The organism is Pseudomonas sp. 25 R 14, assembly GCF_900004755.1.
In the GTDB taxonomy this organism is placed as follows: domain Bacteria; phylum Pseudomonadota; class Gammaproteobacteria; order Pseudomonadales; family Pseudomonadaceae; genus Aquipseudomonas; species Aquipseudomonas brenneri.
Genome location: NZ_CVTS01000003.1, coordinates 1 through 23,585, shown reverse-complemented (window position 1 = coordinate 23,585; position 23,585 = coordinate 1). Strand labels below are relative to the sequence as shown.

General features: G+C 62.1%; 17 protein-coding genes. 7 read left to right on the top strand and 10 right to left on the bottom strand.

Going from position 1 to position 23,585, the window contains the following annotated elements; translation table 11 throughout:
- Window positions 1–1,027, top strand: a 1,027-nt coding sequence (locus BFQ03_RS00360) for a lipid II flippase MurJ (RefSeq protein WP_065942302.1), incomplete at its 5' end; no start/stop codon positions are given.
- Window positions 1,028–1,291: 264 nt separating this feature from the next.
- Here BFQ03_RS00360 and BFQ03_RS00355 read toward each other — a convergent pair.
- From BFQ03_RS00355 to BFQ03_RS00330, 6 genes are all read right to left on the bottom strand, one after another.
- On the bottom strand, window positions 1,292–3,712 hold the full coding sequence (locus tag BFQ03_RS00355; RefSeq protein WP_065942301.1) for a TonB-dependent siderophore receptor: 2,421 nt from the start codon (window positions 3,710–3,712) through the stop codon (window positions 1,292–1,294).
- 82 nt (window positions 3,713–3,794) lie between these two features.
- Window positions 3,795–4,754 (bottom strand): FecR domain-containing protein, encoded by a 960-nt coding sequence (locus BFQ03_RS00350; protein ID WP_065942300.1) that lies wholly within the window; start codon window positions 4,752–4,754, stop codon window positions 3,795–3,797.
- Window positions 4,751–5,266, bottom strand: a complete 516-nt coding sequence (locus BFQ03_RS00345) for a sigma-70 family RNA polymerase sigma factor (RefSeq protein WP_065942299.1) — start codon at window positions 5,264–5,266, stop codon at window positions 4,751–4,753. The genes BFQ03_RS00350 and BFQ03_RS00345 overlap by 4 nt, the downstream gene beginning before the upstream one ends.
- Before the next feature lie 155 nt (window positions 5,267–5,421).
- Window positions 5,422–5,976 (bottom strand): DUF4174 domain-containing protein, encoded by a 555-nt coding sequence (locus BFQ03_RS00340; protein WP_032862995.1) that lies wholly within the window; start codon window positions 5,974–5,976, stop codon window positions 5,422–5,424.
- A 164-nt stretch (window positions 5,977–6,140) separates the two neighbouring features.
- On the bottom strand, window positions 6,141–6,773 hold the full coding sequence (locus BFQ03_RS00335) for a glutathione S-transferase N-terminal domain-containing protein (RefSeq protein ID WP_065942298.1): 633 nt from the start codon (window positions 6,771–6,773) through the stop codon (window positions 6,141–6,143).
- Between the two features lie 52 nt (window positions 6,774–6,825).
- The gene (locus BFQ03_RS00330; RefSeq protein ID WP_065942297.1) at window positions 6,826–9,183 is read right to left on the bottom strand and encodes a DNA polymerase II; all 2,358 of its coding nucleotides are present in this window, start codon (window positions 9,181–9,183) and stop codon (window positions 6,826–6,828) included.
- A gap of 228 nt (window positions 9,184–9,411) precedes the next feature.
- Between BFQ03_RS00330 and BFQ03_RS00325 the strand changes: the two genes are divergently transcribed.
- From BFQ03_RS00325 to BFQ03_RS00300, 6 genes are all read left to right on the top strand, one after another.
- Entirely contained in the window at window positions 9,412–11,634 is a 2,223-nt protein-coding gene (locus tag BFQ03_RS00325; protein ID WP_065942296.1) for a TonB-dependent receptor, read from the top strand.
- A 282-nt stretch (window positions 11,635–11,916) separates the two neighbouring features.
- Window positions 11,917–12,804, top strand: a complete 888-nt coding sequence (locus tag BFQ03_RS00320; RefSeq protein WP_065942295.1) for a LysR family transcriptional regulator — start codon at window positions 11,917–11,919, stop codon at window positions 12,802–12,804.
- A 116-nt stretch (window positions 12,805–12,920) separates the two neighbouring features.
- Window positions 12,921–14,027, top strand: a complete 1,107-nt coding sequence (locus tag BFQ03_RS00315) for a tartrate dehydrogenase (RefSeq protein ID WP_065942294.1) — start codon at window positions 12,921–12,923, stop codon at window positions 14,025–14,027.
- A 2-nt stretch (window positions 14,028–14,029) separates the two neighbouring features.
- The gene (locus BFQ03_RS00310) at window positions 14,030–15,478 is read left to right on the top strand and encodes an aldehyde dehydrogenase family protein (RefSeq protein WP_065942293.1); all 1,449 of its coding nucleotides are present in this window, start codon (window positions 14,030–14,032) and stop codon (window positions 15,476–15,478) included.
- Between the two features lie 32 nt (window positions 15,479–15,510).
- The gene (locus BFQ03_RS00305) at window positions 15,511–16,269 is read left to right on the top strand and encodes an SDR family oxidoreductase (protein ID WP_032862985.1); all 759 of its coding nucleotides are present in this window, start codon (window positions 15,511–15,513) and stop codon (window positions 16,267–16,269) included.
- Between the two features lie 28 nt (window positions 16,270–16,297).
- Window positions 16,298–17,269, top strand: coding sequence for a cyclase family protein (locus BFQ03_RS00300; protein WP_032862984.1), 972 nt, complete (start codon window positions 16,298–16,300; stop codon window positions 17,267–17,269).
- A gap of 1 nt (window position 17,270) precedes the next feature.
- Here BFQ03_RS00300 and BFQ03_RS00295 read toward each other — a convergent pair whose 3' ends face one another.
- The 4 genes from BFQ03_RS00295 to mrdA form a co-directional block, all read right to left on the bottom strand.
- Complete coding sequence (locus tag BFQ03_RS00295; protein ID WP_065942292.1) at window positions 17,271–19,697, bottom strand: TonB-dependent siderophore receptor; 2,427 nt, start codon at window positions 19,695–19,697, stop codon at window positions 17,271–17,273.
- A gap of 98 nt (window positions 19,698–19,795) precedes the next feature.
- Window positions 19,796–20,770: a FecR family protein gene (locus BFQ03_RS00290; protein WP_065942291.1), complete on the bottom strand. Its 975-nt coding sequence runs from the start codon at window positions 20,768–20,770 to the stop codon at window positions 19,796–19,798.
- Window positions 20,767–21,279, bottom strand: a complete 513-nt coding sequence (locus BFQ03_RS00285; RefSeq protein ID WP_032862980.1) for a sigma-70 family RNA polymerase sigma factor — start codon at window positions 21,277–21,279, stop codon at window positions 20,767–20,769. Before BFQ03_RS00285 ends, BFQ03_RS00290 begins: the two co-directional genes overlap by 4 nt.
- Before the next feature lie 116 nt (window positions 21,280–21,395).
- Window positions 21,396–23,288, bottom strand: coding sequence for a penicillin-binding protein 2 (gene mrdA / locus BFQ03_RS00280; protein WP_032862978.1), 1,893 nt, complete (start codon window positions 23,286–23,288; stop codon window positions 21,396–21,398).
- Window positions 23,289–23,585: the final 297 nt, after the last annotated feature.

Sequence of the window (23,585 nt, the reverse complement as noted above, 5' to 3'; positions counted from 1 at the left end):
CGCCTGCGCGCCGGGGCTGGTGATGCATGGCCTGTTCAGTATTCCATTGCAGGCGCGCCAGCGCTTTGTGCTGCCGGGGCTGGGTTCGTTGCTGTTCAACCTGCCGCCGGTGCTGTACCTGTTTATCCGTGGCCCGGCCAGTGACAGCGCGGAACTGGCGATGTGTTTTTTTGCCGGCAGCGTGCTCATGTGTCTACCGCTGCTGGCACCGGTCTGGTCGTTCGGCTGGCGTCCCTGGCAGGTCAAGGGCGATGCCCTGGCCGGCCGCGAATTGCTGGGGCGCATCGGTCCGCTGTTGGCGAGCAATCTCGCCAGCCAGGGCCTGGCCTTGCTCGAACGACTGATCGCCAGTTACCTGGGGGAAGGCGCGGTGACCTGGGTCAACCTGGCGCGCAAACTGATCAACCTGCCGTTGATCGCGCTGATGAGCCTCAACCAGGTGCTGCTGGGGCTGATGAGCGGCGAACAGGGCCAACAACGCCTGGCCTTGCTACGCCGTGGCCTGGACGCCGCGACCCTGCTGAGCCTGCCGGCCGCCCTCGGCCTGATTGGCGCCAGCCCCGTGTTGATTCACCTGCTGATGCCGGCGCAAAGCGCCGACGGGCCCTTGCGGGCCCTGCTCGCCTGGTTCGCCACGCCGCTGGTGTTCGGCGCCTGGAACGCCATGCTCGCGCGCTATGCCTACGCCAACGGCGACACGCGTCTGCCGCTCAAGTGCGAACTGCTGGGCAGCCTGGTCAATGCCGGTTTGCTGGTCATGCTGCCGTACTTCTTCGGCCTGCCGGGCATTGCCCTGGCGGCCTTGGGTGGAGTAATCGTCACCAACCTGCTGCTGATGCAACGCCAACACCTACTCGGGCAACTGGGCTGGCCGTTGCAGTGGGGGTTGAGTGTGGTGTTGCTGGGAATCGCGGCGCTGGTCCTGCACCCGTTGCACAACGATGGTTGGCAGTTGGGCTTGAGCACCCTGGCGGGCGCCGGGGTGCTGCTGGGGTTGGGGCTGTGGCTCAAGCCGTGGAAGGCGTGAGCGGCGCATAGCAAAAAGGCAGCGCGCGGAGCTGCTGCCTGTGATGGCGGTGGATCAGCCAATAGATTCGGTGGCTGATACGCCGCTATCGCGGGCAAGCCCGCTCCTACAGGGGATTTTTGTCGGGTGCAGTATTTTGTGCCGCAGCACCAATCAAAGGTGGGGGCTGGCTTGCCTGCGATGGCGGTGTGTCAGCCGACAGTAACAGCGCCTGAACTACTGCTATCGCGGGCAAGCCCGCTCCTACAGGGGATCGGGGCAGGGTTAGAAGTCGTACTTGATGCTGGTCATCAGGTTACGCGGCGCGCCGTACATTCCGTGGTTGCCGGCATAGCTGAAGTACTCGCGATCGAACAGGTTGTTGAGGTTGACCGAGGTACTTAGCTGCGGCGTCACGTCATAGCGCAGCAGCAGGTTGGTGATGGCGTAGCTACCCTGGCTGAACGTGTGCAGGTCTTCACCGACCTTGCTCTGCCAGTTCACTCCACCCCCCACGGTCACCTTGCTCAACGCTCCCGGCAGGCGGTAGGTCGTGAAGGTTTTCAGGCTCTGGCGCGGCAAGGTGGTGACGATGCGTTTGTCGTCGGCATCGGTGCTGACCGCATAGGCGTAACCCGCCGAGGCTTGCCAGCCTTCGGCCAGCTCACCGTTGAGTTCCAGTTCGACACCCTCGGTGGTGGTGCCCTTCTCGTTGCGATAGGTGTTGCCGCCCGGCGTGTCGATCCAGATCGCCAGGTTGTCCTGTTCCAACTTGAACAGCGCCAGGCTGGTGTTCAACTGCTCGTCGAAGAAACTGCCCTTCAAGCCCAGCTCGTAGCCCTTGCCTTCCATGGGTTCCAGGGCTTTGTTGTGGATATCGCGCACCCAACTGGCCTGGGGATTGAAGATCTTGGTGTAGCTGGCATAGGCCGACCAATTGTCGGTCAGGTCGTAGACCACCCCGGCATAGGGAATGTACACGCCGGTTTCCGACTCGCTGGTACGGGTGGCAACGCCGCCGTAGGGGCTGTCCTGCGTTTCGCGCTTCCAGTCGATGACCCGACTGCCGAGGATCACGCTCAAATCGTCGGTCATGCGCAGGCGGGTGCTCAGGTAGGCGGCGTACTGGCTTTCATCCACCGAGGATTTGCCGGTCACCGGGAAGTCCGGCTTGGCCGAGTGCCCGTCCCAGTTGAACAGGTTGTCGATGGCGCCCGCCGGGGAGCCGGAATACGCATAGTTCCAGCCGCCATGGCTGGGCACGTTTTCCTTGTACTTGGACAAGGTCACGCCGGCGATCAACTCGTGCTCACGGCCCAGCAGGTCAAACGGGCCGGTGGCGTACAGGTCGAGATTATCCTGGCGCGGGGTACCAGAGAATCGCACTGGCAACTGGGTGGTGCCACTGCCATCACTGTTGAGGCTGCCGTTGACGTAGTTGAACACCTCATCGAACTTGTTTTGCGAATGGGTGAATTCAGCCTTGGCGCTCCAGCCGCTGTCGAACTTCTGCTCGATGGAGGTAAAGAAGCTGGTCTGCTCATGGTCGTTATAGGACCAGGCCGGCGCAGTATTCAGGGAGCGGCTGAGGTTGCTGCGCGAACCATCGGTAAAGCGTGTGGGCAAACCGGAGCGCGCCGGGGCGTCGACGTCAGTGCGCAGGTAGCTCAAGCCCATGGTCAACAAGGTGTCTTCGGTCAGGTCGAATTCAGTGATGCCGTACAGCAACTGGGTCTGCTGCTTGTAGCGGTCGACCCAGGCGTGTTCGGTCTTGTAGTCGGCCACCAAGCGCCCGCGCACATTGCCGGTTTCGGTCAGGGGGCCGGATACGTCGAGGCCGCTGCCGTAGCGGTCCCAATTGCCTGCTTCGGCGGTTACGCTAGCCCGCGCCTCGGCTGTCGGGCGCTTGCGGATCAGGTTGATGGTGGCCGAGGGGTTGCCCATGCCGCTGATCAGGCCGGTGGCGCCGCGTACCACTTCCACCCGGTCGTACATCGCCATGCTCTGGGTGTAGTTGTCCATGCGGGTGACGGTGGGCACACCGTCGATTTCGAAGTTCTGGATCTGAAAGCCACGGGAGAAATAGGCGTCGCTTTCCGAACCCAGGCCGTCGCGCAACACGATGATGCCGGGGGTGGCATCCAGGGTGTCCGACAGGTTGGTCAGGCGCTGGTCGTCCAGGCGCTGGCGGGTCATGACGGTCAGTGATTGCGGGGTTTCCCTGGGCGTCAGGTTCAGGCGGGTTGAGCTGCTGGACGACTGCGTGGTGTAGGAACCGGTGCCCTCGGTAGTCGACCCCGGCGCCTTGCCGGAGATCGATACGGTGCCCAGTTGCAATGCGCCGTCGGCAGGACGGGGTTGCAGGGAGTAGTTATCGCCGCTGCCGCGCACCGCTTGCAGCGAGCTGTTACTGAGCAGGATTGCCAGGCCGGTGTCGAGGTCATGTCGCCCTTGCAGGCCGGGGCTGGTCTGCCCTTGCGTGAGCGCGGCCGGGTAGGACAGCAAGATATGCGTGGCCTGGCCAAACTGGTTCAACGCACCGGCCAGGGAGCCTGGGGCAATGTCGAACTCCTGCTGTGGCGCGGCCATGGCCCAGGCCGGCGCCAGCAACAACGGTGCGGCCCCGGCGAAGCTGGCAATGCCGCGAACGACGGCCACAGCCAGTGATTTTTTCAGTGTTGCCCGAATGGTGCGTTGCGGGTGCATGCGCTGTTCCCCAGATAAGTGAGTGTCTGGGGATATAAGTCTCGTGAGATTCGGAAACGGACCACATGCATGCAAAATAAATTCATACCTGCGCCCGACGCGGTTTAAGCGTGACCCAGAACCGCGTGAAATGCTGCGCGTCCAGCTCGAGGGTCTGTTGCAGCGCAGTGAGGATGCGGTCTGTGTCGGCCAACGGATAGGTGCCGGACACACGCAGCTCGCGCACGCTCGGGTCACAGTCCAGATGCCCGCGTCGGTAGCGGCTCAATTCATTGAGGAAGTCTTCCAGGCGCAGGCCCTCGGCGACGATCATGCCGCGGCCCCAGGCCAGTTCGCCGGCGCGCTGCGGGCGGCGCGCCAACAGGGTCTGCTGGTCAAAGCTGACGATCTCGCCGGGCGAAAGGCTCAGGCTGCGCGATGGAATCTGCGCCGCCAGTGGCTGCCGGTCGGACCCCAACTGGGTAAACCCATCGCGCTGGCGCACGCTGAAGCGCCCGCCTGCGGCATGGGTCAGGCCTTCGGCGGTTTTCACCCACAGCGGGCGGGCGTCCAACGGGTTGGGTACTACCAGGATCTCCCCGCGCAACAGATGGATCAGGCGCTGGTCGGGGCTGTAGTTCACATCGATAGCGGTGTCGGTATTGAGCTGGATCTCGGTATTGTCCGCCAGGTCGATACGCCATTGCTCACCGACGGTGGTGCTGAAATCGCTGGTCCAGGGCTGCAACAGCCCGGCATCCCGGGCGGTCCACGCCACACTGCCGGCGGCCAGCAAGAGGGCCAGGTTTTTCAGGACCCGACGACGGGACAGCGCCGGTAACAGGGTGGCGCTGACCAGAGCCTGGTGCGCGGGGTCTCGCACCTCGTGCATGCGCTGGAAAAACCGCTGGGAATGCTGCCATGCCTGCTCGTTGAGAGGATCTTGCTGGCGCCAGGCCAGCCATTCGCTCCGTGTCTGTTCACTGACGTCCGCTGCCTGCAACTCCAATTGCCAGTGCATGGCCTGCTCAGCGGCTTCCAGGGTCAGGGGCAACGGATTCATGGGCGCTGGCTGTCGAGCACAATGCACTGCGCACCGGCCCGGACGATGTAGCGCTTGACCGTAGTGATGCTGGTGCCCAGGCGCTCGGCAATTTCGCCGTGGCTCAAGCCATCGAGCTGCGACCAGAGGAAGGCCTGGCGCACCGGCAATGCCAGGCGGCCGAGCACTTCATCGAGGGCCATCAGGGTTTCCAGGAGCAGCCATTGGGTCTCGGCGCTGGGTGCCACCTCTTCTGGCAACAGCGCCAGGGCTTGCAGGTAGGCCTTTTCCAGCTTTTGCCGGCGAAAGTGATTGGACAGCACGCTTTGTGCGACTTTCGCCAGGAAGCTGCGGGGGGCTTGGACCTCAAGGGGTTGATTCTTGGCGAGCAGGCGCAGAAAAGTGTCCTGGGCCAAGTCAGCAGCGCTCTGCGAACAGTTCAAACGACGCCATAACCAGTGCTGCAACCAGCGGTGTTGCTGCTGATACAGGGTGGCGAGGTCAGTGGGGCTTGTCGCAGGAATCGGAGGCATGGAGGACGCGCACAGAAGGTAAGCCGTAAATGATAACGGTTATCATATGCTTCGTGGCGCAATGCCTGCAAGTGGCACACGGCTTGTAGGACTTGCCAACGCATCCACTGTAGGAGCCAGCTTGCCGGCTCCTACAAAGGGTTGCTCCGAAAGCGTCAATCTTCCAGGGGTTGCGGCGCGTGCTTGCCAGGCTTGGCTTTGGCGCCAGGCTTGCCCGCAGCCGGTGCGGCAGGTTCTGGTTCGGCGGGTGCGGCGGCTTCTTTTTCGGCCATTGGCATTTTGTCGACTGCGGCAAAAAACTCTGCGAGGTCCAGGGTATCGGGGGGTACGGTCTTTTCGACTTTCTTCTCGCCGTCCTTGCCCACCAGGATCACTTTGGTACCGGCGCTGGCGCCAAGCTTCAGGGCACGGATCAACGCGTTGGTGTCCTGGGCGCCGAGGTCCTTGCCGTCACGTTGGCCGACGGTGCCGATGCTCGTGTAGTTCACGGTGTAGAGCACCATGTTGCGCTCGGTGAACTTCTGTTTGTTCTCAGGCTGTTCAAGATCTTTCTTGAGTTGGACCTGAGTCGGGTCGATGGAGCTGGGTGCTATCACGATCAGTGGGCGAAATTTGCCTTGATCCTGTTCCAGCGGGCCTCGGTTATCCGCAGCCAACAACGGCCCCGTAAACGCCATCAAGGTAGCCAGGGTCAGCGACCGGACGAGCATGCGTACCTCCTTCCAATTCCATGCAGAGTTTTTGAGTTTCATGTCTGCGACAGTCAATTTCAAGGATGATTCCTACGCGACTATCAGAAAGAGTAGGCCAGGACGCCCGCGACGCAAGGGTTTGAGGCGCCTCGGGGCTCATTGTTTCTTCTGATTGCCAAGGCTCACTGCCCCGGCCAATCCGGCCAGTGCCAGGCAAACACCGGAGCCACCAGTGGATCGCCATCCACCTGCGCCAGGGCCTGGGCGCACGCGGGGTGGGAATGCTGCAGGACGTCCCGCACACCCTCCCAGCGGGACACGGCCGCCGCCATGATGCCCAGGGCATTGGGCAACCCCTGCGGGGTAAACAGTTGCCCGGCAAATTGCTCGGCAAACATCTGCCAGGCCTGGTGTAGATGCTGTTGGGTGCCCGCGATCAATTGCGCCTGCACCGTCTCATCGGTGTTGTCGAGGAAACGTTGCGGGTAGTCGATGATGGTGATTGCCGAATAGCAGTTGGCGGCGATGTACACCAGGCCGCGCATGATCTGGGCGCGATTGCCGGCCAGCAACCCTGCGCCTGGATACTCCAGGCCCAGGTGGATCAGGATCGCCGCGCTTTCCGTCAGCACGCTACCGTCAGGCAGTTGCAGGGTGGGGATTTGCCGCAACGGGTTGATCTGCCCGAGGGCCTCCATTCCCGCAGTATCGCCCCAGGGGCTGGCATCGACTTGCTGCCACGGCACGCCACAACGTTGCAGGGCAATTTCGACGATGCATGAGCCAGAACTTTGCGTGCCATAGAGCGTGTACATCGGGCATACCTCCAAGACGTGTCAGCGTCCAGAGTGAAGCGTGTTCCCGGCGTTAAAACAAGCCCATCTGGCCACCGACCAAGGTGCTGAAATCGTCATCGACAAACGGCAGGATCGCATCGGCCACCGGCTGCAGTTGCCGGGTGACGTAGTGATCGTAGTCAATCGGCGCCTGACGCACCTCCAGGGGCTCGGGGCCGTTGACGGTGATCACGTAGCGAATCCAGCCACCGTTCTGGTATTGCCGTGGGCGGCCCTCACGGTCGTTGAATTCATCCGCCAGGCGCGCCGCACGCACATGGGGCGGGACATTGCGCTCGTAATCGCCCAGTTGCCGGCGCAGGCGCTTGCGGTAGATCAGTAGTTCATCGAGTTCGCCGCTGAGGGTGCGGCGCACGTAGTCACGCACATAGTCCTGATGGGGCTGGCGGTGGAAGATCCGCTGGTACAACTCCTGCTGGAACTGGCGGGCCAGGGGAGACCAGTCGCTGCGCACGGTTTCCAGGCCTTTGTAGATCATTTCTTCACTGCCATCGGCACGGGTCACCAGGCCGGCATAGCGCTTCTTGCTGCCCTCCTCCGCCCCACGAATGGTCGGCATCAGGAAGCGACTGAAGTGAGTTTCGTATTGCAGCTCCAGGGCACTTTGCAGGCCAAACTCGCTGTGCAGGCGTTCACGCCACCATTGGTTGACGTGCTGCACCAGGCCCTGGCCGATGCGCGTGGCATCTTCCTGGGAATGGGCACTGCCGAGCCAGACGAAGGTGGAGTCGGTATCGCCATAGATCACTTCATAACCCTGGGCTTCGACCAGTTCGCGGGTCTGGCGCATGATCTGGTGACCGCGCATCGTGATGGACGAGGCCAGCCGCGTATCGAAGAACCGGCAACCGCTGGAGCCCAGTACGCCATAGAACGCATTCATGATGATCTTCAGGGCCTGGGACAACGGCGCGTTGTGCTCGCGCTTGGCCACCTCGCGGCCCTCGGACACCCGCGCCACGATGGCCGGCAGGCAATGCCGGGTGCGGGAAAAACGTGCGCCGCGAAAACCTTCCACCGACTCACTGTCGTCGGGATGGCGCAAGCCTTCGATCAGCCCCACGGGGTCGATCAGGAAGCTGCGGATAATCGATGGGTAGAGACTTTTGTAGTCCAGCACCAGCACTGATTCATACAGGCCGGGACGCGAATCCATGACAAAACCACCGGGGCTGGCCTGGGGTGGCTTGTCCCCCAGGTTCGGCGCGACAAAGCCCTGGCGATGCATCAGCGGCATGTACAAATGGGTGAACGCCGCCACCGAACCACCGTTGCGGTCCGCCGGCAGGCCGGTGACGCTGGCCCGCTCCAGCAGGAACTTGAGCAGCTCGGTCTTTTCGAAAATCCGCGTCACCAGCTCGCAGTCCTTGAGGTTGTAGCGTGCCAGCGCGGGCTTGTCCTCGGCGAACATGCGGTTGATCTCGTCCATGCGCTGGTAGGGCGTGGAAATCGACTTGCCTTCGCCAAGCAGGGTCTGGGCGACGTTTTCCAGGCTGAATGACTCAAACGTCCAGGTCGCCGAACGCAGGGCTTCGATGCCATCGATGATCAGCCGTCCGGCCGCGGCGGCGAAGTAATGGTTACGGCTGCCGTGTTCGCGCCAGGCCATGGCCTCGCCGCCACGGCCGAGCAGCAATGGCACGTTAAGGCGCTTGGCATGCTCATGGAGGACCCGCAGATCGAACTGCACCAGGTTCCAGCCAATGATCGCGTCGGGGTCATGTTGCGCCAGCCACTGGTTCAAGCGCTCCAGCAGTTGGGCGCGGCTGTCGCAGTATTCGAGCTTGAAATCCACTGCGTCTGTTTTGTTGGCCGGGCCGAGCATGTACACCTGGCGCTCACCGCAGCCTTCCAGGGCGATGGAGTACAGCTCGCCGCGCGCGGTGGTTTCGATATCCAGGGACACCAGTTTCAACGCCGGGCGGTAGTCCGGCGCGGGCTTCATCTGCGCGTCCAGCAGCATTGCGCCCTCGCCCGGTGTGCCGCCAAACACCACCGGCGCGGTGATAAAGCGTTCCATCATGTAGCGCTCGGGCGGGCGCACATCGCCTTCGTAGACATCCACACCAGCCTGGCGCAGGCGTTTTTCCAGGTCCATTGCCTGGCGATGCTGACGGGTATAGAGGCCCAGGACCGGGCGATGATGAAAGTCACACAGTTGCAGCGGGCGCAGTTTCACGTCGCGCTCACCCTTGAGCACCCGTTGCGCGTGCTCGCGATGGGCCACCGGAATAAACATCACCGAAGGCTGCACGGGTAGACGGATATACCGCGGCCCCTGGTCGGTCGCCAGCCAGAAGCTGACCTCTGTACCCGCCGGGGTGTCGCGCCAATGCCGGGTCAGGACAAAACCCTGCTGTAAATCCACCTTGCCACACCTCAGGAATCGCTTTCAGGGCGCGATTCTACTCGGCATCCGCCACAAGGCCTGCATAGAAATTTCTGTCCTTCAGACAGACTGTACATTGCAAATAAACTTGTAAAACATCAATTAGCATTTGTTATCATTTGCACTGGAGTCGTATTCGCGCAGTGAGGAAGCGCAACGTTGTTGCCCCCCTTTCCTCACATTGACGGCTCGCCGTCCGGATCGACCATGCCCACTTGTACACGACTCGCCGTGCCGTTTCGCCCGACCCTGCTTGCCCTGTGCTGCTCCCTGAGCTTCGCGACCCATGGCGCCCCTCAACAGCCGCCACAGACTGACCAGGCCCTGGAGCTGGGCGCCACCAGCATCAGCGCCGAGGCCATCATCCCCGGCGCCCTGCCTCCGGTGTACGCCGGTGGCCAGGTGGCACGCGGCGGGCAGTTGGGTGTATTGGGCAACCAGGACATCATGGACGTGCCGTTCAGCATGGCGTCCTACACCGAACAACTGATTCGCGACCAACAGGCCGAGACCGTCGGCGATGTACTGCTCAACGACTCTTCCGTGCGCCAGGCTTCGGGGTACGCCAACCAGTCACAGTTGTTCGTGATTCGTGGCCTGCCACTCAATGGCGATGACATTTCCTTCAACGGCCTGTACGGCATCCTGCCCCGGCAGATCATGTCCACCGACGCCCTGGAGCGCGTGGAAGTGTTCAAGGGCCCGAACGCCTTTATCAACGGGGTAACGCCTTCGGGCTCCGGTATCGGCGGCGGCGTGAACCTGCAACCCAAGCGCGCCGACGATGTGCCGCTGCGCCGCTTCAGCACCGATATCAGCAGCGAAGGCCGGATGGGTCAGCATCTGGATATCGGCCAGCGCTTTGGCGAGGACAATCGTTTTGGCGCGCGGGTGAACCTGTCCCAGCGTGAAGGTGATACCGCGACCGACAATGAGAACCAGCGCTCCAAACTGTTTGCCGCAGGCCTGGATTACCGTGGCGATGCGTTACGCCTGTCGGGAGACTTCGTCTATAAGAAGGAGCGCGTCAATGGCGGGCGCAACTCGGTATTCCTCGGCTCGGCAGTGACCCAGGTACCCGACGCGCCTTCGGCCGAGACCAACTACGCCCCGCGCTGGAGCATGACCAATATTGAAGACACCCTGGGCATGCTGCGTGCCGAATATGACCTGAATGACAACTGGACCGCCTACGCAGCAGGCGGTGCCAAGCACACCCGGGAGATGGGCCGGTACTCCTCGGTGACCATCAACGACAACCTGGGCAATGCACAATCCAGCGCCTCGACCATCGCCCACGAAGAAGACAACAGCAGCGCCATGGCCGGTTTGAACGGCAAGTTCCAGACCGGGCCGGTGAGCCACCGCCTGAACTTCGGCCTGGCCGGGATCTGGACCGAGGCACGTAACGCCTATGTGTTCGACAGCGCCAGGACCAGCACCAATATCTACAACCCGGTGACCGGCGCCGAACCGCGCCGGAACAACCCACGCAATACCCCTGGCACCGACTTCAGCGACCCGACCATCACCGCCAAGAGCTTTATGCGCAGCGCGGCGGTGTCCAACACCTTTGGATTTATCGATGATCGCCTGCTGGTCACGCTGGGCCTGCGCCGCCAGCAAATGGTGGTGCAGGGTTACAACTACATGAGCGGCAGCCGTACGGCCAACTACGATGAGTCGATTACCACACCGGTGTACGGCATTGTGTTCAAGCCTTGGGAGCATGTGTCGCTGTATGCCAACCGGATTGAAGGGTTGGCCAAGGGGCCTGTTTCACCGGTCAATGCCCTTGGCCGCACGGTGATTGGCGGCGGCCAGGCTTTTGCACCCGCACGTTCCAAGCAGATCGAGGCCGGGGTCAAGGTCGACATGGGCACCTACGGCGCAACCCTGGGTGTGTATCGCATCGAGCAGCCCGGCGCCGGCTACAGCCAGATCATCGACGCCACCACCGCACGCTTCGTGCGTGAAGGCGAGCAAATCAACAAAGGTGTAGAACTCAATGTGTTCGGCGAGCCGCTGGCCGGCCTGCGCCTGCTCGGTGGTGTGACGGTCATGAAAACCGAACTCACGAACACCCAGAACGGTGCCAACGACGGTAACCGGGCGATTGGTGTGCCGTCCTTCCAGTTCAATGCCGGCGTGGATTGGGATGTGCCGGGCCTGCAAGGCGTGACCCTCAACGGACGCATGCTGCGCACTGGCGGGCAGTACGTCGATGCTGCCAATAAACTCAGCCTGCCGACGTGGAATCGCTTTGATGTGGGCGCACGCTACACCTTCAAAGTGGACCAGCGCGATGTCAGCCTCGGGCTCACGGTGGACAACGTGGCCAATACCAAATACTGGGCATCGGCAATCGGCGGCTACATGACCCAAGGCGATCCACGGGTGGCCAAGCTGTCGGCAAGCATTGAGTTCTGAGCCCCACCTTACAGACTGAAATCCCGGACCCCGCGCTAATCTTCTGTGGGAGCTGTCTCGCCCTGCGAGGCTGCGATGGCGGCGGCACAGGTACCAGAAATATCGCCTGAGCCACCGCTATCGCAGCCTCGCTAAAGCTCGACAGCTCCCACATTTTGGTCTGTATCAGGCCGAAAATCCGGGCACACCGACAGCATTCACAAAGTATGTTGAGTTGGCAGGCTATTGGACAGCCCGGTCCCAACTGCGTAGTTTTCACCAACCGCGCACAAGGACTCTGGCATGGCCCCCGACCTTACCTCCATCGAGCTGTTCCTCAAGACGGTCAAGCTGGGCAATCTGTCCCGCGCGGCCGAGCAGTCACACCTCTCGCTGTCAGCGGCCAGCCGGCGCCTGTCGTTGCTGGAGCAGCACTTCAAAGTCGCCCTGTTGCACCGCACCTCCACCGGTGTCTCGCCAACGGCGGCCGGCGAGGTGTTGGCCGAGCATGGGGGGTCGATTTTACGCGCGGTAGACGTGATGCACGCCGACCTCGCCGACTATGCCAAGGGCGCCACCGGCCGCGTGTGCCTGTACGCCAACAGCTCAGCGATGAGCCAGCAACTGCCCAGCCAACTGACCCAGTGGAACGCCCTGCACCCTGGTATCCGCCTGGATATCCGTGAGGAGCGCAGCCGCGAAATCCTGCAGGCAGTGCGCGATGGCGTGGCTGATGTAGGCATCGTCACCACCCAGCCGGGCGGCGAGGAATTGCGCTTTGTCCCTTACTGCCAGGACCGCCTGTGCCTGCTGGTGCCCGATGATCATCCGTTCAAGATGCGCCATGCGCGCTTTGAGGATTTGTTGGGCTACGACTTTGTCGGCCTGGAAGATAACGCCGCCATCACCGCACTGATCACCGAAGCCGCCGCCGCGATTGGCATGCCGCTGCGCCTGCGGGTCCAGGTGCGCAGCTTTGAAGCCGTGTGCCGGCTGATTGCCGCCGGCCAAGGGGTTGGCGTACTGCCCCAGGGCGCGGTGCAGATCTTTCGCAAGGAAATGGCCTTGCGCTTTATCGAAATCGACGACCCCTGGGCCGACCGCCAGATGTACCTTTGCATGCGCCAGCAACAGCCTTCGCCTACAAGCCTGGCGTTATTCGACTACCTCAGCGCCTGTAATCACGCATAACCGCTGGCCTTCGAATTTTGCGAAGGCCACTTCCACAATCAGCAATTCCCCCACCGCTGCACCTGTGCCAAGAATGTCCCCGCCTCACTGACAACAACAAAAACAGGAGACACGGCGTGTCCAATTCCACGACCAGCACCCCCCATCGTATTGCCGTGATCCCCGGCGACGGTATCGGCCGCGAGGTGGTGCCCGAAGGCTTGCGTGTACTGGAGGCCGTCAGCCGGCGTTTCGGCATTGCCTTTGAGTTCGATCACTTTGCCTGGTGCAGCGAACACTACCTGGCCCACGGCAGCATGATGCCGGACGATTGGGCCGAGCAGATCGGCAGCCATGATGCGATCTTCTTCGGTGCCGTGGGCGCACCGGACATCATCGCCGACCACACGGCGGTGTGGGAGTCGCTGCTGAAGATCCGCCGCCAGTTCGACCAGTACGTCAACATCCGCCCGGTACGCCTGATGCCCGGCGTGCCCTGCCCCCTCGCCGGCCGTGTGCCGGGGGATATCGACTTTATCGTGGTGCGGGAAAACACCGAGGGCGAATACTCCAGCGTCGGTGGGCGGATGTGGGAAGGCACGCCGCGCGAGATCGCCGTGCAGGAGTCGATCTTCTCCCGCGAAGGCGTGGACCGGGTGGTGGACTATGCCTTCAAACTGGCGCAGCAGCGCCCGCGCAAGAACCTGGTGGCCGCCACCAAATCCAACGGTATTTCCATCACCATGCCGTTCTGGGACGAGCGGGTGAACCTGATCGCCCAGCGCTACCCGGACGTCAAGACCGCTAAATTCCACATCGATATTCTGTGTGCGCATTTCGTGCAGCACCCGGACTGGTTTGACGTGGTGGTGGCCTCCAACCTGTTTGGCGACATCCTTTCCGACCTCGGCCCAGCCTGTACCGGCACCATCGGTATTGCCCCGTCGGCCAACCTCAATCCCGAGCGGCGCTACCCATCGCTGTTCGAGCCGGTGCATGGTTCGGCACCGGACATTGCCGGGCTGGGCGTGGCCAACCCCATCGGGCAGATCTGGTCGGCTGCGTTGATGATCGAACATCTGGGCAATGGCGACCCGCTTTACCAGCAGGCCGCAGCGGCGATTGTCTCGGCCATCGAGACGGTACTTGCCGAAGGGCCACGCACCCGGGAAATGGGCGGCAGCGCCAGTACGATTGAAGTGGGCGTGGCCATCGCCGAATGCGTCGCCGGGAACAGGAGTTGAACATGATCAATGCACACTACATCGCCAACCAATGGCAAGCCTCGGCGTCACGGGAAGACATCCCGGTGATCGACCCCAGCAGCGGCGAAACCTACTCCAGCATCGCCCGTGGCAATGCTGCCGATATCGATGCCGCCGTCAGCGCCGCCCGCCAGGCCGTGGGCGAGAGCTTCGCTGGCCCATGGGGCACATTGTCGGCCCTGGAGCGCAGCCGCCTGCTGGCCAAACTCGGCGTGGCTGTGCTGGAACATCACGAAGAGCTGGCGCAGATCGAAGCCCGGGACACCGGCAAGGCGCTGAAAGTCGCGCGGGCCGATGCCACTGCCCTCGCCCGTTATTTCGAGTATTACGCCGGCGCGGCCGACAAGCTGCACGGCGAAACCCTGCCCTATCAGAACGGCTACACAGTGCTGACCGTGCGCGAACCCCATGGGGTGACCGGGCATATCATCCCGTGGAACTACCCGATGCAGATCTTCGGCCGCAGCGTCGGCGCCTCCCTCGCGGCGGGCAATGCCTGTGTGATCAAGCCCGCCGAGGATGCCAGCCTGTCGCTGCTGCGCCTGGCACAGATCGCCGCCGAAGTGGGTTTTCCGGCCGGCGCGATCAATGTGGTGACCGGCTATGGCTACGAAGCGGGCGCGGCATTGTGCAGCCATCCGGGTGTCGATCACATCTCCTTTACCGGCTCCAGCGTGACCGGCACTGCGGTGTCAAAAGCGGCCGCTGAGCGACATTGCCCGGTGACCCTGGAACTGGGCGGCAAATCACCGCAACTGGTGTTCGCCGATGCGGACCTGGATGAAGCCTTGCCGGTGCTGATCAATGCCATCGTGCAGAACTGCGGGCAGACCTGTTCTGCCGGTAGCCGCTTGCTGGTGGAGCGCAGCGTGTATGAAACGGTGCTGGCCGGGCTCAGCCAGCGTTTTTGCGAGCTGCGCACCGGGCCCTCAGCGCTGGACCTGGATATGGGCCCGCTGATCAACCAGAAGCAGCAACGCCTGGTGCGCGAGTTCGTGCGCGAAGCCGAACAGGCCGGCATCACCGTGGCCGCGCGCGGCCAGGTGGTGGCCGAGGCCGACAGTGGCGGGTACTTCCAGGAAGCGGTGCTGTTTCGCGACGTGCCGCCCGACAGCCGCCTGGCCCAGGAGGAAGTCTTCGGCCCGGTACTGGCCGTGATGCCCTTCGACGACGAAGCCGAGGCCATCCGCCTGGCCAACGGCACCGATTTCGGCCTGGTCGCCGGCGTGTGGACCCGCGACGGCGCCCGGCAAATGCGCCTGGCCCGCAAGCTGCGTTGCGGTCAGGTTTTCATCAATAACTACGGGGCCGGCGGCGGGGTTGAACTGCCCTTCGGCGGCGTCAAGGCCAGCGGTTATGGCCGGGAAAAAGGCTTCGAGGCCCTGCTGGGCTTTACCACCTTGAAGACCATTGCGATCAAACACGGCTAAGCCATTACAACAACAAGAAAGGAGAACACTCCATGCGTCTAGCAAACAAAGTGGCCATCGTCACCGGCGCCGGTTCCGGCTTTGGCGAAGGCATCGCCAAGACCTTCGCCCAACAGGGAGCACGAGTCATCGTCGCCGATATGAACGCCACCGGCGGCCAGCGGGTGGTCAATGAGATCAAAGCCAGCGGCGGACATGCGCATTTCATCGAGGTCAACGTGGCCAACGACGAAAGCGTCGGCGCCCTGCTGCGGGCAACCCTGGAGCAATTCGGTGGGCTGGATATTGTCATCAACAACGCCGGCACCACCCACCGCAACCGGCCGATGCTGGAAGTGGACGAGGCCGAGTTCGACCGGGTGTTCGCAGTCAACGTCAAAAGCATCTTCCTCAGTGCCAAGCACTTCGTGCCGCACTTTCGCGGCCAGGGCGGCGGCGTGTTCGTCAATATTGCCTCGACTGCGGCGATCCGCCCGCGCCCGGGACTGGTCTGGTATAACGGCAGCAAGGGCGCAGTGGTGGTCATGAGCAAGACCATGGCGGCGGAGCTGGGGCCGGACAATATCCGCGTCAATTGCGTGAACCCGGTGGTCGGCGCAACGGCGTTGCTCAGTGAGTTCATGGGTGTGCCGGACACCCCGCAAAACCGCGAAAAGTTCATGGCAACCATTCCCCTGGGACGTTTTTCCACCCCGCAAGACGTGGCCAATGCCTGCCTGTACCTGGCCTCGGACGAAGCGGCATTCATCACCGGCACCTGCCTTGAAGTCGATGGCGGGCGCTGCGTGTAACTCAACGACCAAAGGGATCGGAGTCGATATGTGTGACTTACATAACAAGAACGAACCGAGCACCAAGCAATTACTCGAAGGCCTGCCAAAGAACTGGGGTAAATGGGGGCCGGACGATGAGGTCGGCGCCCTCAACTACCTGACCGAAGCCGAAGTACTGCGCGGCGTGGCCTCGGTGCGCCAGGGCAAGACCTTTACCCTGCAAGTGCAGATCGGCCATCCGGGCGGCGACCCGATGTGGCCTGCACGCAACCCGTCGATGCGCTTCAATACCCTGGACCACAGCCACTATCACTTCGGCAAGCAACCCGAAATGACTGGCGGTGCAGCGTATTGCGACGATGTGATCTTCATGCAGTTGCAAGGCTCGACCCAGTACGACGCCCTCGGGCATGCCTGGTACGACAACCAACTGTGGAACGGCTACGACGCCATGAGCACCGTCGGCGGCATGGCCAAGGCCAGTGTGCTGGCGATTGCCGAACGTGGCGTGGTCGGGCGCGCGGTGCTGATCGACATGGCCCGCCATCGCGGCAAGAAATACCTGGGCCGTGGCGAAACCTTCAATCACCTGGACTTGCTGGCGGCCGCCAAGGCCCAGGGCGTGACCATCGAAAAACGCGACATCCTGATCATCCGCACCGGCTCCATGGGCGCCTTCTACGAGTATGGCAAGACCGAATTCTTCAAGGATCTGGTGGAGCCTGGCCTGACCTACAGCCGGGAGTTGGTGGAGTGGTTCCACGCCATGGAAATCCCCAACCTGGTGACCGACACCATCGCCAACGAGGTGATCACCGATCCGGTATCGGGGGTGCAGATTCCATTGCATTGCGCGTTGATGCGCAACCTCGGCATCGCCTTTACCGAGATCGTGCTGCTGGAGGATCTGGCCGCCGATTGTGCCGACGACGGCCAGTGGAAGTTCCTCTACACCGCCGCACCGTTGAAGATTGTCGGTGGCAGCGGCGCGCCGGTGAACCCGGTGGTGATCAAGTAGCTCACCAATCGTAGGACACGGCCAGGGACGCAGTGCGCTCCTGGCCGTAGTAGCAACCGAAGGCGTAGTTGCAGGACGAGACATACTCGCGATCAAACAGGTTCTGCACGTTGAGGCTGGCTTCAGCGCCCTTGAATGTGGGACCCAGGCGGCTTAGGTCGTAGCTGACAGTGGCGTCGTACACGACGAACGACGGGGTCTTGAAGGTGTTGGCCGAGTCGCCGTATTTCTTCCCGGTGTAACGCGCACCGCCACCTGCGGTCAGGCCGGCCAAGGCATCGCTGGCAAAATGGTAGTCGGCCCAGACGCTGCCGCTCCACGGGGCTTGCGCCTCGCTGCGGTTGCCCTCCTCGCCGTAGTTGCTCTTGGTATAGATCGCGTCCAGGTACGACAGCGCACTGATCAACTCCACCTGGCCAAAACGGGCCTTGCCTTCGAACTCGACGCCGCGTGAGCGCACTTCACCTTCTTGCAACTGGTATTCGCGATAGACCAGATCGCCGGTCAAGACGTTTTTCTGCTTGATCTGGAACACCGACAAGGTCAGCAGCGACTGGTCGTTGGGCTGGTACTTGACCCCCGCTTCATATTGCTCGCCCTCTACCGGCTTGTAGGCGCCGCCACCGCGTGCCGGGGCCAGACGGCCGACGCTTGGCAGGAACGACTCGGCATAGCTGACGTAGGGGGCCAGGCCGAAGTCGGTGAGGTAAGTCAGGCCCACGCGACGCGTGAGTTTCTTGTCTTTCTGCGACACCGTGCTGCGGTCCAGCAGGTCGCGGTTGATCACTTCGGCCCAGTCTTCACGCAGGCCCATGGTGAGGATGAAACGGTCGAACTTGATTTGGTCCTGGGCATACAGGCCGGTCTGCTTGACCGTGTTGTTCCACTTGGTGGTCAGTTGCGGCTGGCCAAAGGTGTGGTAATTGGACGGTTTGTAGAGGTCGATGATTTCCGCGCCATAGAGGTTGTAGCCCTGGTATTTACGGGTGAACTCGCGGTGATCGAAGCCCACCAGCAAGGTGTGCTCAAGGGCACCGGTGGCGAACTTGGCCTGCAGGTTGTTATCGATAGTGTAGGCACTGTTGTGTTGGCGCCAGTCCAGTTTGGTGCGGCTGGCGCGGGTATCGTCGGTGCTGCCGTCGGGCAGTTCGACGAAGCGATTGAGGTAGAAGCCTTTGTAGCGGTCGTTGACGTCAGTGAATCGAGCCGTCTGGCGATATTCCAGGTTGTCGTTGAATGCGTGGGAGAAGTCATAGCCCAGCACATATTGATCGCGGATGTAGTTGTTCCAATCGGAATCGCCGAGGAAGGTGTCGCGGTCGATGTGCTGGCCCTTGGAGTTGCGGTACAGCGTGCCGATGGCCGGCAGCGCCTGGTAATCGGCCAGGGATTTATCGCGCTGGATCTGCGCATAAATGGTCAGGGCGGTGTCTTCGGTCGGCGCCCAGGTCAGGCTGGGAGCAAGCAAGGTACGGCTGTCGGTCGCGTGGTCGACCATCTCGTTGCCGTCGCGGGCCAGGCCGATCAGGCGGTAGCTCAGAGTCTTCGCGTCATCGATGGGACCGCTGAAGTCGAGGGCGCCATTGACCCGGTCGTAGCTGCCCACGCCGAACTTGACCTGGTGCCGCGCTTCAGTGGTGGGCCGTTTGGATACCAGGTTGATCATCCCGCCAGGCTGGTTCTGCCCGAACAGCACCGACGCCGGCCCCTTGAGTACCTCAATACGTTCCAGGGTGTAGGGGTCGATTTGTGGCGCACCGCCGAGGCTGCCGGCGTAAGGCAGGTAGGCACCATCGAGGTACAGCAACGTGGGAGAAAAGCCACGGCTGCCCAACTCATCGGCGATGGTATTACGGTCGGTGTAGCCGTTGGTGTCCATGCCTGGGGTGTAGCGCAGGGATTGGGTCAGGTTGCGCGCGCCCTGGACCTTGACCTGGTCGGCGGTGACCACGTTGACGGTCTGCGGGATTTCCAGGATCGGTGTATCGGTCTTGGTGGCCGTGGCGCTGCGAGTAGCCACATAACCATCCACCGGGCCCCAGGCATTTTCTGCGACCTGGCCGGTGACGGTGGTGGCGCCGAGATTAAGCGCGCCCTCGGGCAGCAGATACAGGCTCCAGGTGCCGTTCTCGGTGACCGTCAAGCCCAGGCCGCTACCGGCCAGCAGATGCTGTGCGGCCTGCTCGGGGCTGTACTGGCCCTGCAACGCGGGCGCACGGCGGCCTTGCAGCAAGGCTGGGGCGACCGACAGCGTGCGTCCGCTTTCCCGCGACAGCCGGCTCAGACTATCGCCTAGGGCGGCGGTAGGTAGATTGAAATAGTGCGGGGCACTGGCGTCAGTATCGGCCAGGGCGACAGCAGGGTGGCCGATCACGGCCAGGGTTACGGCCAGGGTCAACAGGCAGGGGCGGATCATCAAGGGTGCCATAGGGTGAGGATGCTCATTGTCAGGTTGGCGTTCCCTAACCTTGACTCGCGAGATCAGCGATCCCCTCACGCTGAGTGAAAATAATTCCCATTGAGCCTTCAGCGCACATCAATCAGGGTTAACCAGGGGCCGTAATGGCTGATCCGCAGGGGGAAGGTTTGGGCCAGCGAGGCCAGGGTCTGCTCTGGGTCATCCAGTGGATACACACCATAGATGCGCACTTTCGAGGCTTGCTCACTGACCCGCAGCACACCTCGGCGATACGGACGCAGAGCGTCGATCAGCAGGCCCAGGGGCTCATCCCGGATATCGACTCGACCATCGCGCCAGTCCGCCCGGGTGCGCACCGAAAGCGGTACCGGACGCACATCGCTGTCGCTGAACCACGCCGCCTCCCCCGCCTCTACACGGCGCTGGCTGCCACCGAAGGTGGTGACCTGGACACTGTGCAACTGCACCGAGGTCAGGCTGCCGGTGGCCTCCTGGCGCACCATGAATTGTGTGCCCAGGGCCTGGACTTCTCCCTGGGCGGTGGCGATCACAAACGGTCGGTGCGGGTCGGCGGCGACATCAACAAACACTTGGCCCTCGCGCAGGCGCACCAGGCGGCGGGTGTCGGTGAAATGGATATCCACCGAGCTGCGGGCGTTGAGGCTCAGGCGACTGCCATCGGCCAACTCGAAGGTCTTGCGCTCGCCGGTGGCGGTATGGCGATCGGCCCACAGGCCATTGAGCGGCTGGGCCCGGTCGAAAATCGCGGCACCACTGATACCGAACAACACCAGGGCCAGGCTGCCACGCAACACTTTGCGCCGCGACTCGGAGTCCGGGGCTGCCAGGGCCTGGGTCACGGCACGTAACTGACCGGGGCTACGGGCTTCGACGCGCTGCAAGTCGGCAATCGGCTGCTGCAACAAGCTACCGACCCGCTGCCAGGCAATCGCATGCTGGGGATTGGCCCGCAGCCACGTTTCGAAGGCTTGACGCACTGACGGATCTTCAGCCGCCGCCTCCAGGCGCAGCAACCAATCCACGGCGGCGCGGGTCGTGGCGTCAACCTTGGGCTGGCTCATGTCAGGTCCGCCGATTCAGCCAGACAGTGCAGGAAAGCCCGCCGCAGATCGCGCTCTACGGTGGCCAGCGACACCTTCAACTGCTGGGCGATGACAGGCTGCGACAAGCCTTCGAGACGGTTGAGCATAAAGATCTGCCGTACCCGAGGCGGCAGGCCATTGAGCAGGCGATCGATGCTTTCCAGGGCCTCACGTACCAGGGCCAGGTCTTCCTCCGAAGGCGTGTAGGCGTCCGGCAACTGCGCCAGGCTGTCGAGGTAAGTCTGTTCCAGGCGCTTGCGTCGCCAGAAACTGAATAAAAGCCGGCGGGCCACGGTGCTGAGAAACGCACGGGGCTCATCGAGTTGGTTGAGCTGGCGCGCGTCCAGAATGCGGATAAACGTGTCTTGGGTCAGGTCCGCAGCATCCTGTGGGCACTTGAGCTGACGATACAACCAGGCGCGCAGCCAGCGATGGTTATCGTCATACAGCGTTGCCAGGAGAACCTTGGGATCGGTAGGAGTAGACACGCGGGCAGCCAGAGATGTTAATGATAACTCATCTCATTATCGTCGTAGATTGTAGCGAAATGCAATCGCTTATCTATCGGGCGGTCCCGCACTCTGGGTGGCGTAAACCCTTTCTTTCACACGCGAGGCTCACCCGAAGTCTTGGCGGGCGCCGCGTACTGCGGTTTAAGGTGGCCCTGCTGATCAAGCAGCCAGGCATCCATGATCTGGCGTACCACAGGGCCTGCCACACGGCCGCCCGCTTCGCCATTTTCGATCATCACTGAAATCACGATCCGGGGATGCTCAGCCGGGGCAAAGCCGACGAACAATGCGTTATCGCGGTTGCGCTCGCGGGTCTTCAGACGGTTGTAGCGCTCGCCCTGCTTGATCGCAACCACCTGCGCGGTACCGCTCTTGCCGGCGATTCGGTACTGCGCACCGGCGGCTGACGCACGGGCAATGCCGCGCGGATCATGCATCACCATTTGCATGCCGTGGTTGACCTGATCCCAGTCGTGCGGATTCTTGAGGACGACATTGGGCATCGGGTTTTCGTCCACGGGCGGAACACCGTCGATGGTCTTGGCCAGGTGCGGGCGATTCCACACGCCCTTGTTGGCGATCAACGCGGTGGCCTGGGCCAATTGCAATGGCGTGACTTGCATATAGCCCTGGCCGATGCCGAGGATCACCGTTTCGCCCGGGAACCAGGGCTGGCGACGGGTCGCGCGCTTCCAGGCCTGGGACGGCATCAGGCCGGCGGACTCTTCAAACATGTCCAGGGAAACTTTCTGGCCGAGACCGAATTCGGCCATGTAGTCGTGCAGACGATCAATCCCCAGCTTGTGGGCCAGGTCATAGAAGTAGGTGTCGTTGGAACGCATGATGGCGGCGTCCATATCCACCCAGCCGTCGCCGCTGTGGTTCCAGTTGCGGTACTTGTGGTCGAAGTCCGGAAGTTGGTAGTAGCCGGGGTCAAAGACCCGGGTCTGCGCGGTGACCACACCGCTGTCGAGACCGGCGATGGCCACTTCCGGCTTGATCGTCGAGCCCGGCGCATAGAGCCCGCGCAGTACGCGGTTGAACAAGGGACGGTCGATGGAGTCACGCAGCGCGGAGTATTCCTTGAAACTGATGCCGGTCACGAATGAGTTGGGGTCGAAGCTGGGTTTGCTGACCATCGCCAGGACTTCACCGGTTTGCGGATCCAGGGCAACCACTGAGCCGCGACGATCACCCAGGGCTTCTTCGGCAGCTTCCTGGAGCTTGATATCCAGACTCAGGACGATGTTTTTGCCCGGGATCGGATCGGTATGCTTGAGTACCCGCAGCACCCGGCCCTGAGCGTTGGTCTCGACTTCTTCATAACCGACATGACCGTGCAACTGTGGCTCGTAGAAACGTTCGACGCCGGTTTTACCGATGGATTGCGTGCCTCGGTACTCGACCGAATCCAGTTCCTTGGACTCTTTTTCGTTGATACGACCTACGTAGCCGATGGAGTGAGCAAAGTGCGCGCCCAGAGGGTAGTGACGCACAAACTGCGGCTCGACATCCACGCCAGGCAGGCGGAATTCGTTGACGGCCAATATGGCAATCTGTTCTTCCGTCAATTCGTAGAACAACGTCACGGGCACAAATGGGTGACGCGCCTGCTTCAGGGCCTTGTCAAAGACTGTACGGTCTTCGGCTGGCAGGTGCAGGAGAGTGATGATCGAGTCCAACTCGCCTCTGAGGTCGGTCGCCCGTTCGCGAGTGATTGTCAGGTTATAACTGGGGCGGTTATCGGCCAGGACCACGCCGTTGCGGTCATAGATCATGCCGCGGGTCGGGGTGATGGGCAGGACATGAACCCGATTGTTTTCGGAGATGGTGGAGTGATAGTCGAACTCCACGACTTGCAGGTAATACATCCGTGCAACCAAGGCACAGGTAATGCCCAATACCAGCATTGCACAAGCCAGCAGGCGCTTGTTGACCAGGCGGTGTTCTTTCTCGTGGTCCTTGATCGGTATAACTTCAGGCATTTCTACAGCATCTCGTGGGAAGAGGTGATGCCGCGTCCTGCGGTTGGAAGGCCAGTCCTTGGAAAAGGTGCTGCACCATACCAAAAATACCGAAACACTTTGTATTGAATTGGCCGGATGGCAGTGGCTACAAGCTGCAAGCGGGTATGGGGCGGGCTTGGAATCTTGCAGCTGGAAACTTGAAACTTGAAGCTTGTAGCTGCCCCTTTCCGAGCGCCCAAAACAAAACCCCAACTGCTTTCGCAATTGGGGTTTCGGAATTTAATCTTGACGATGACCTACTCTCACATGGGGAAA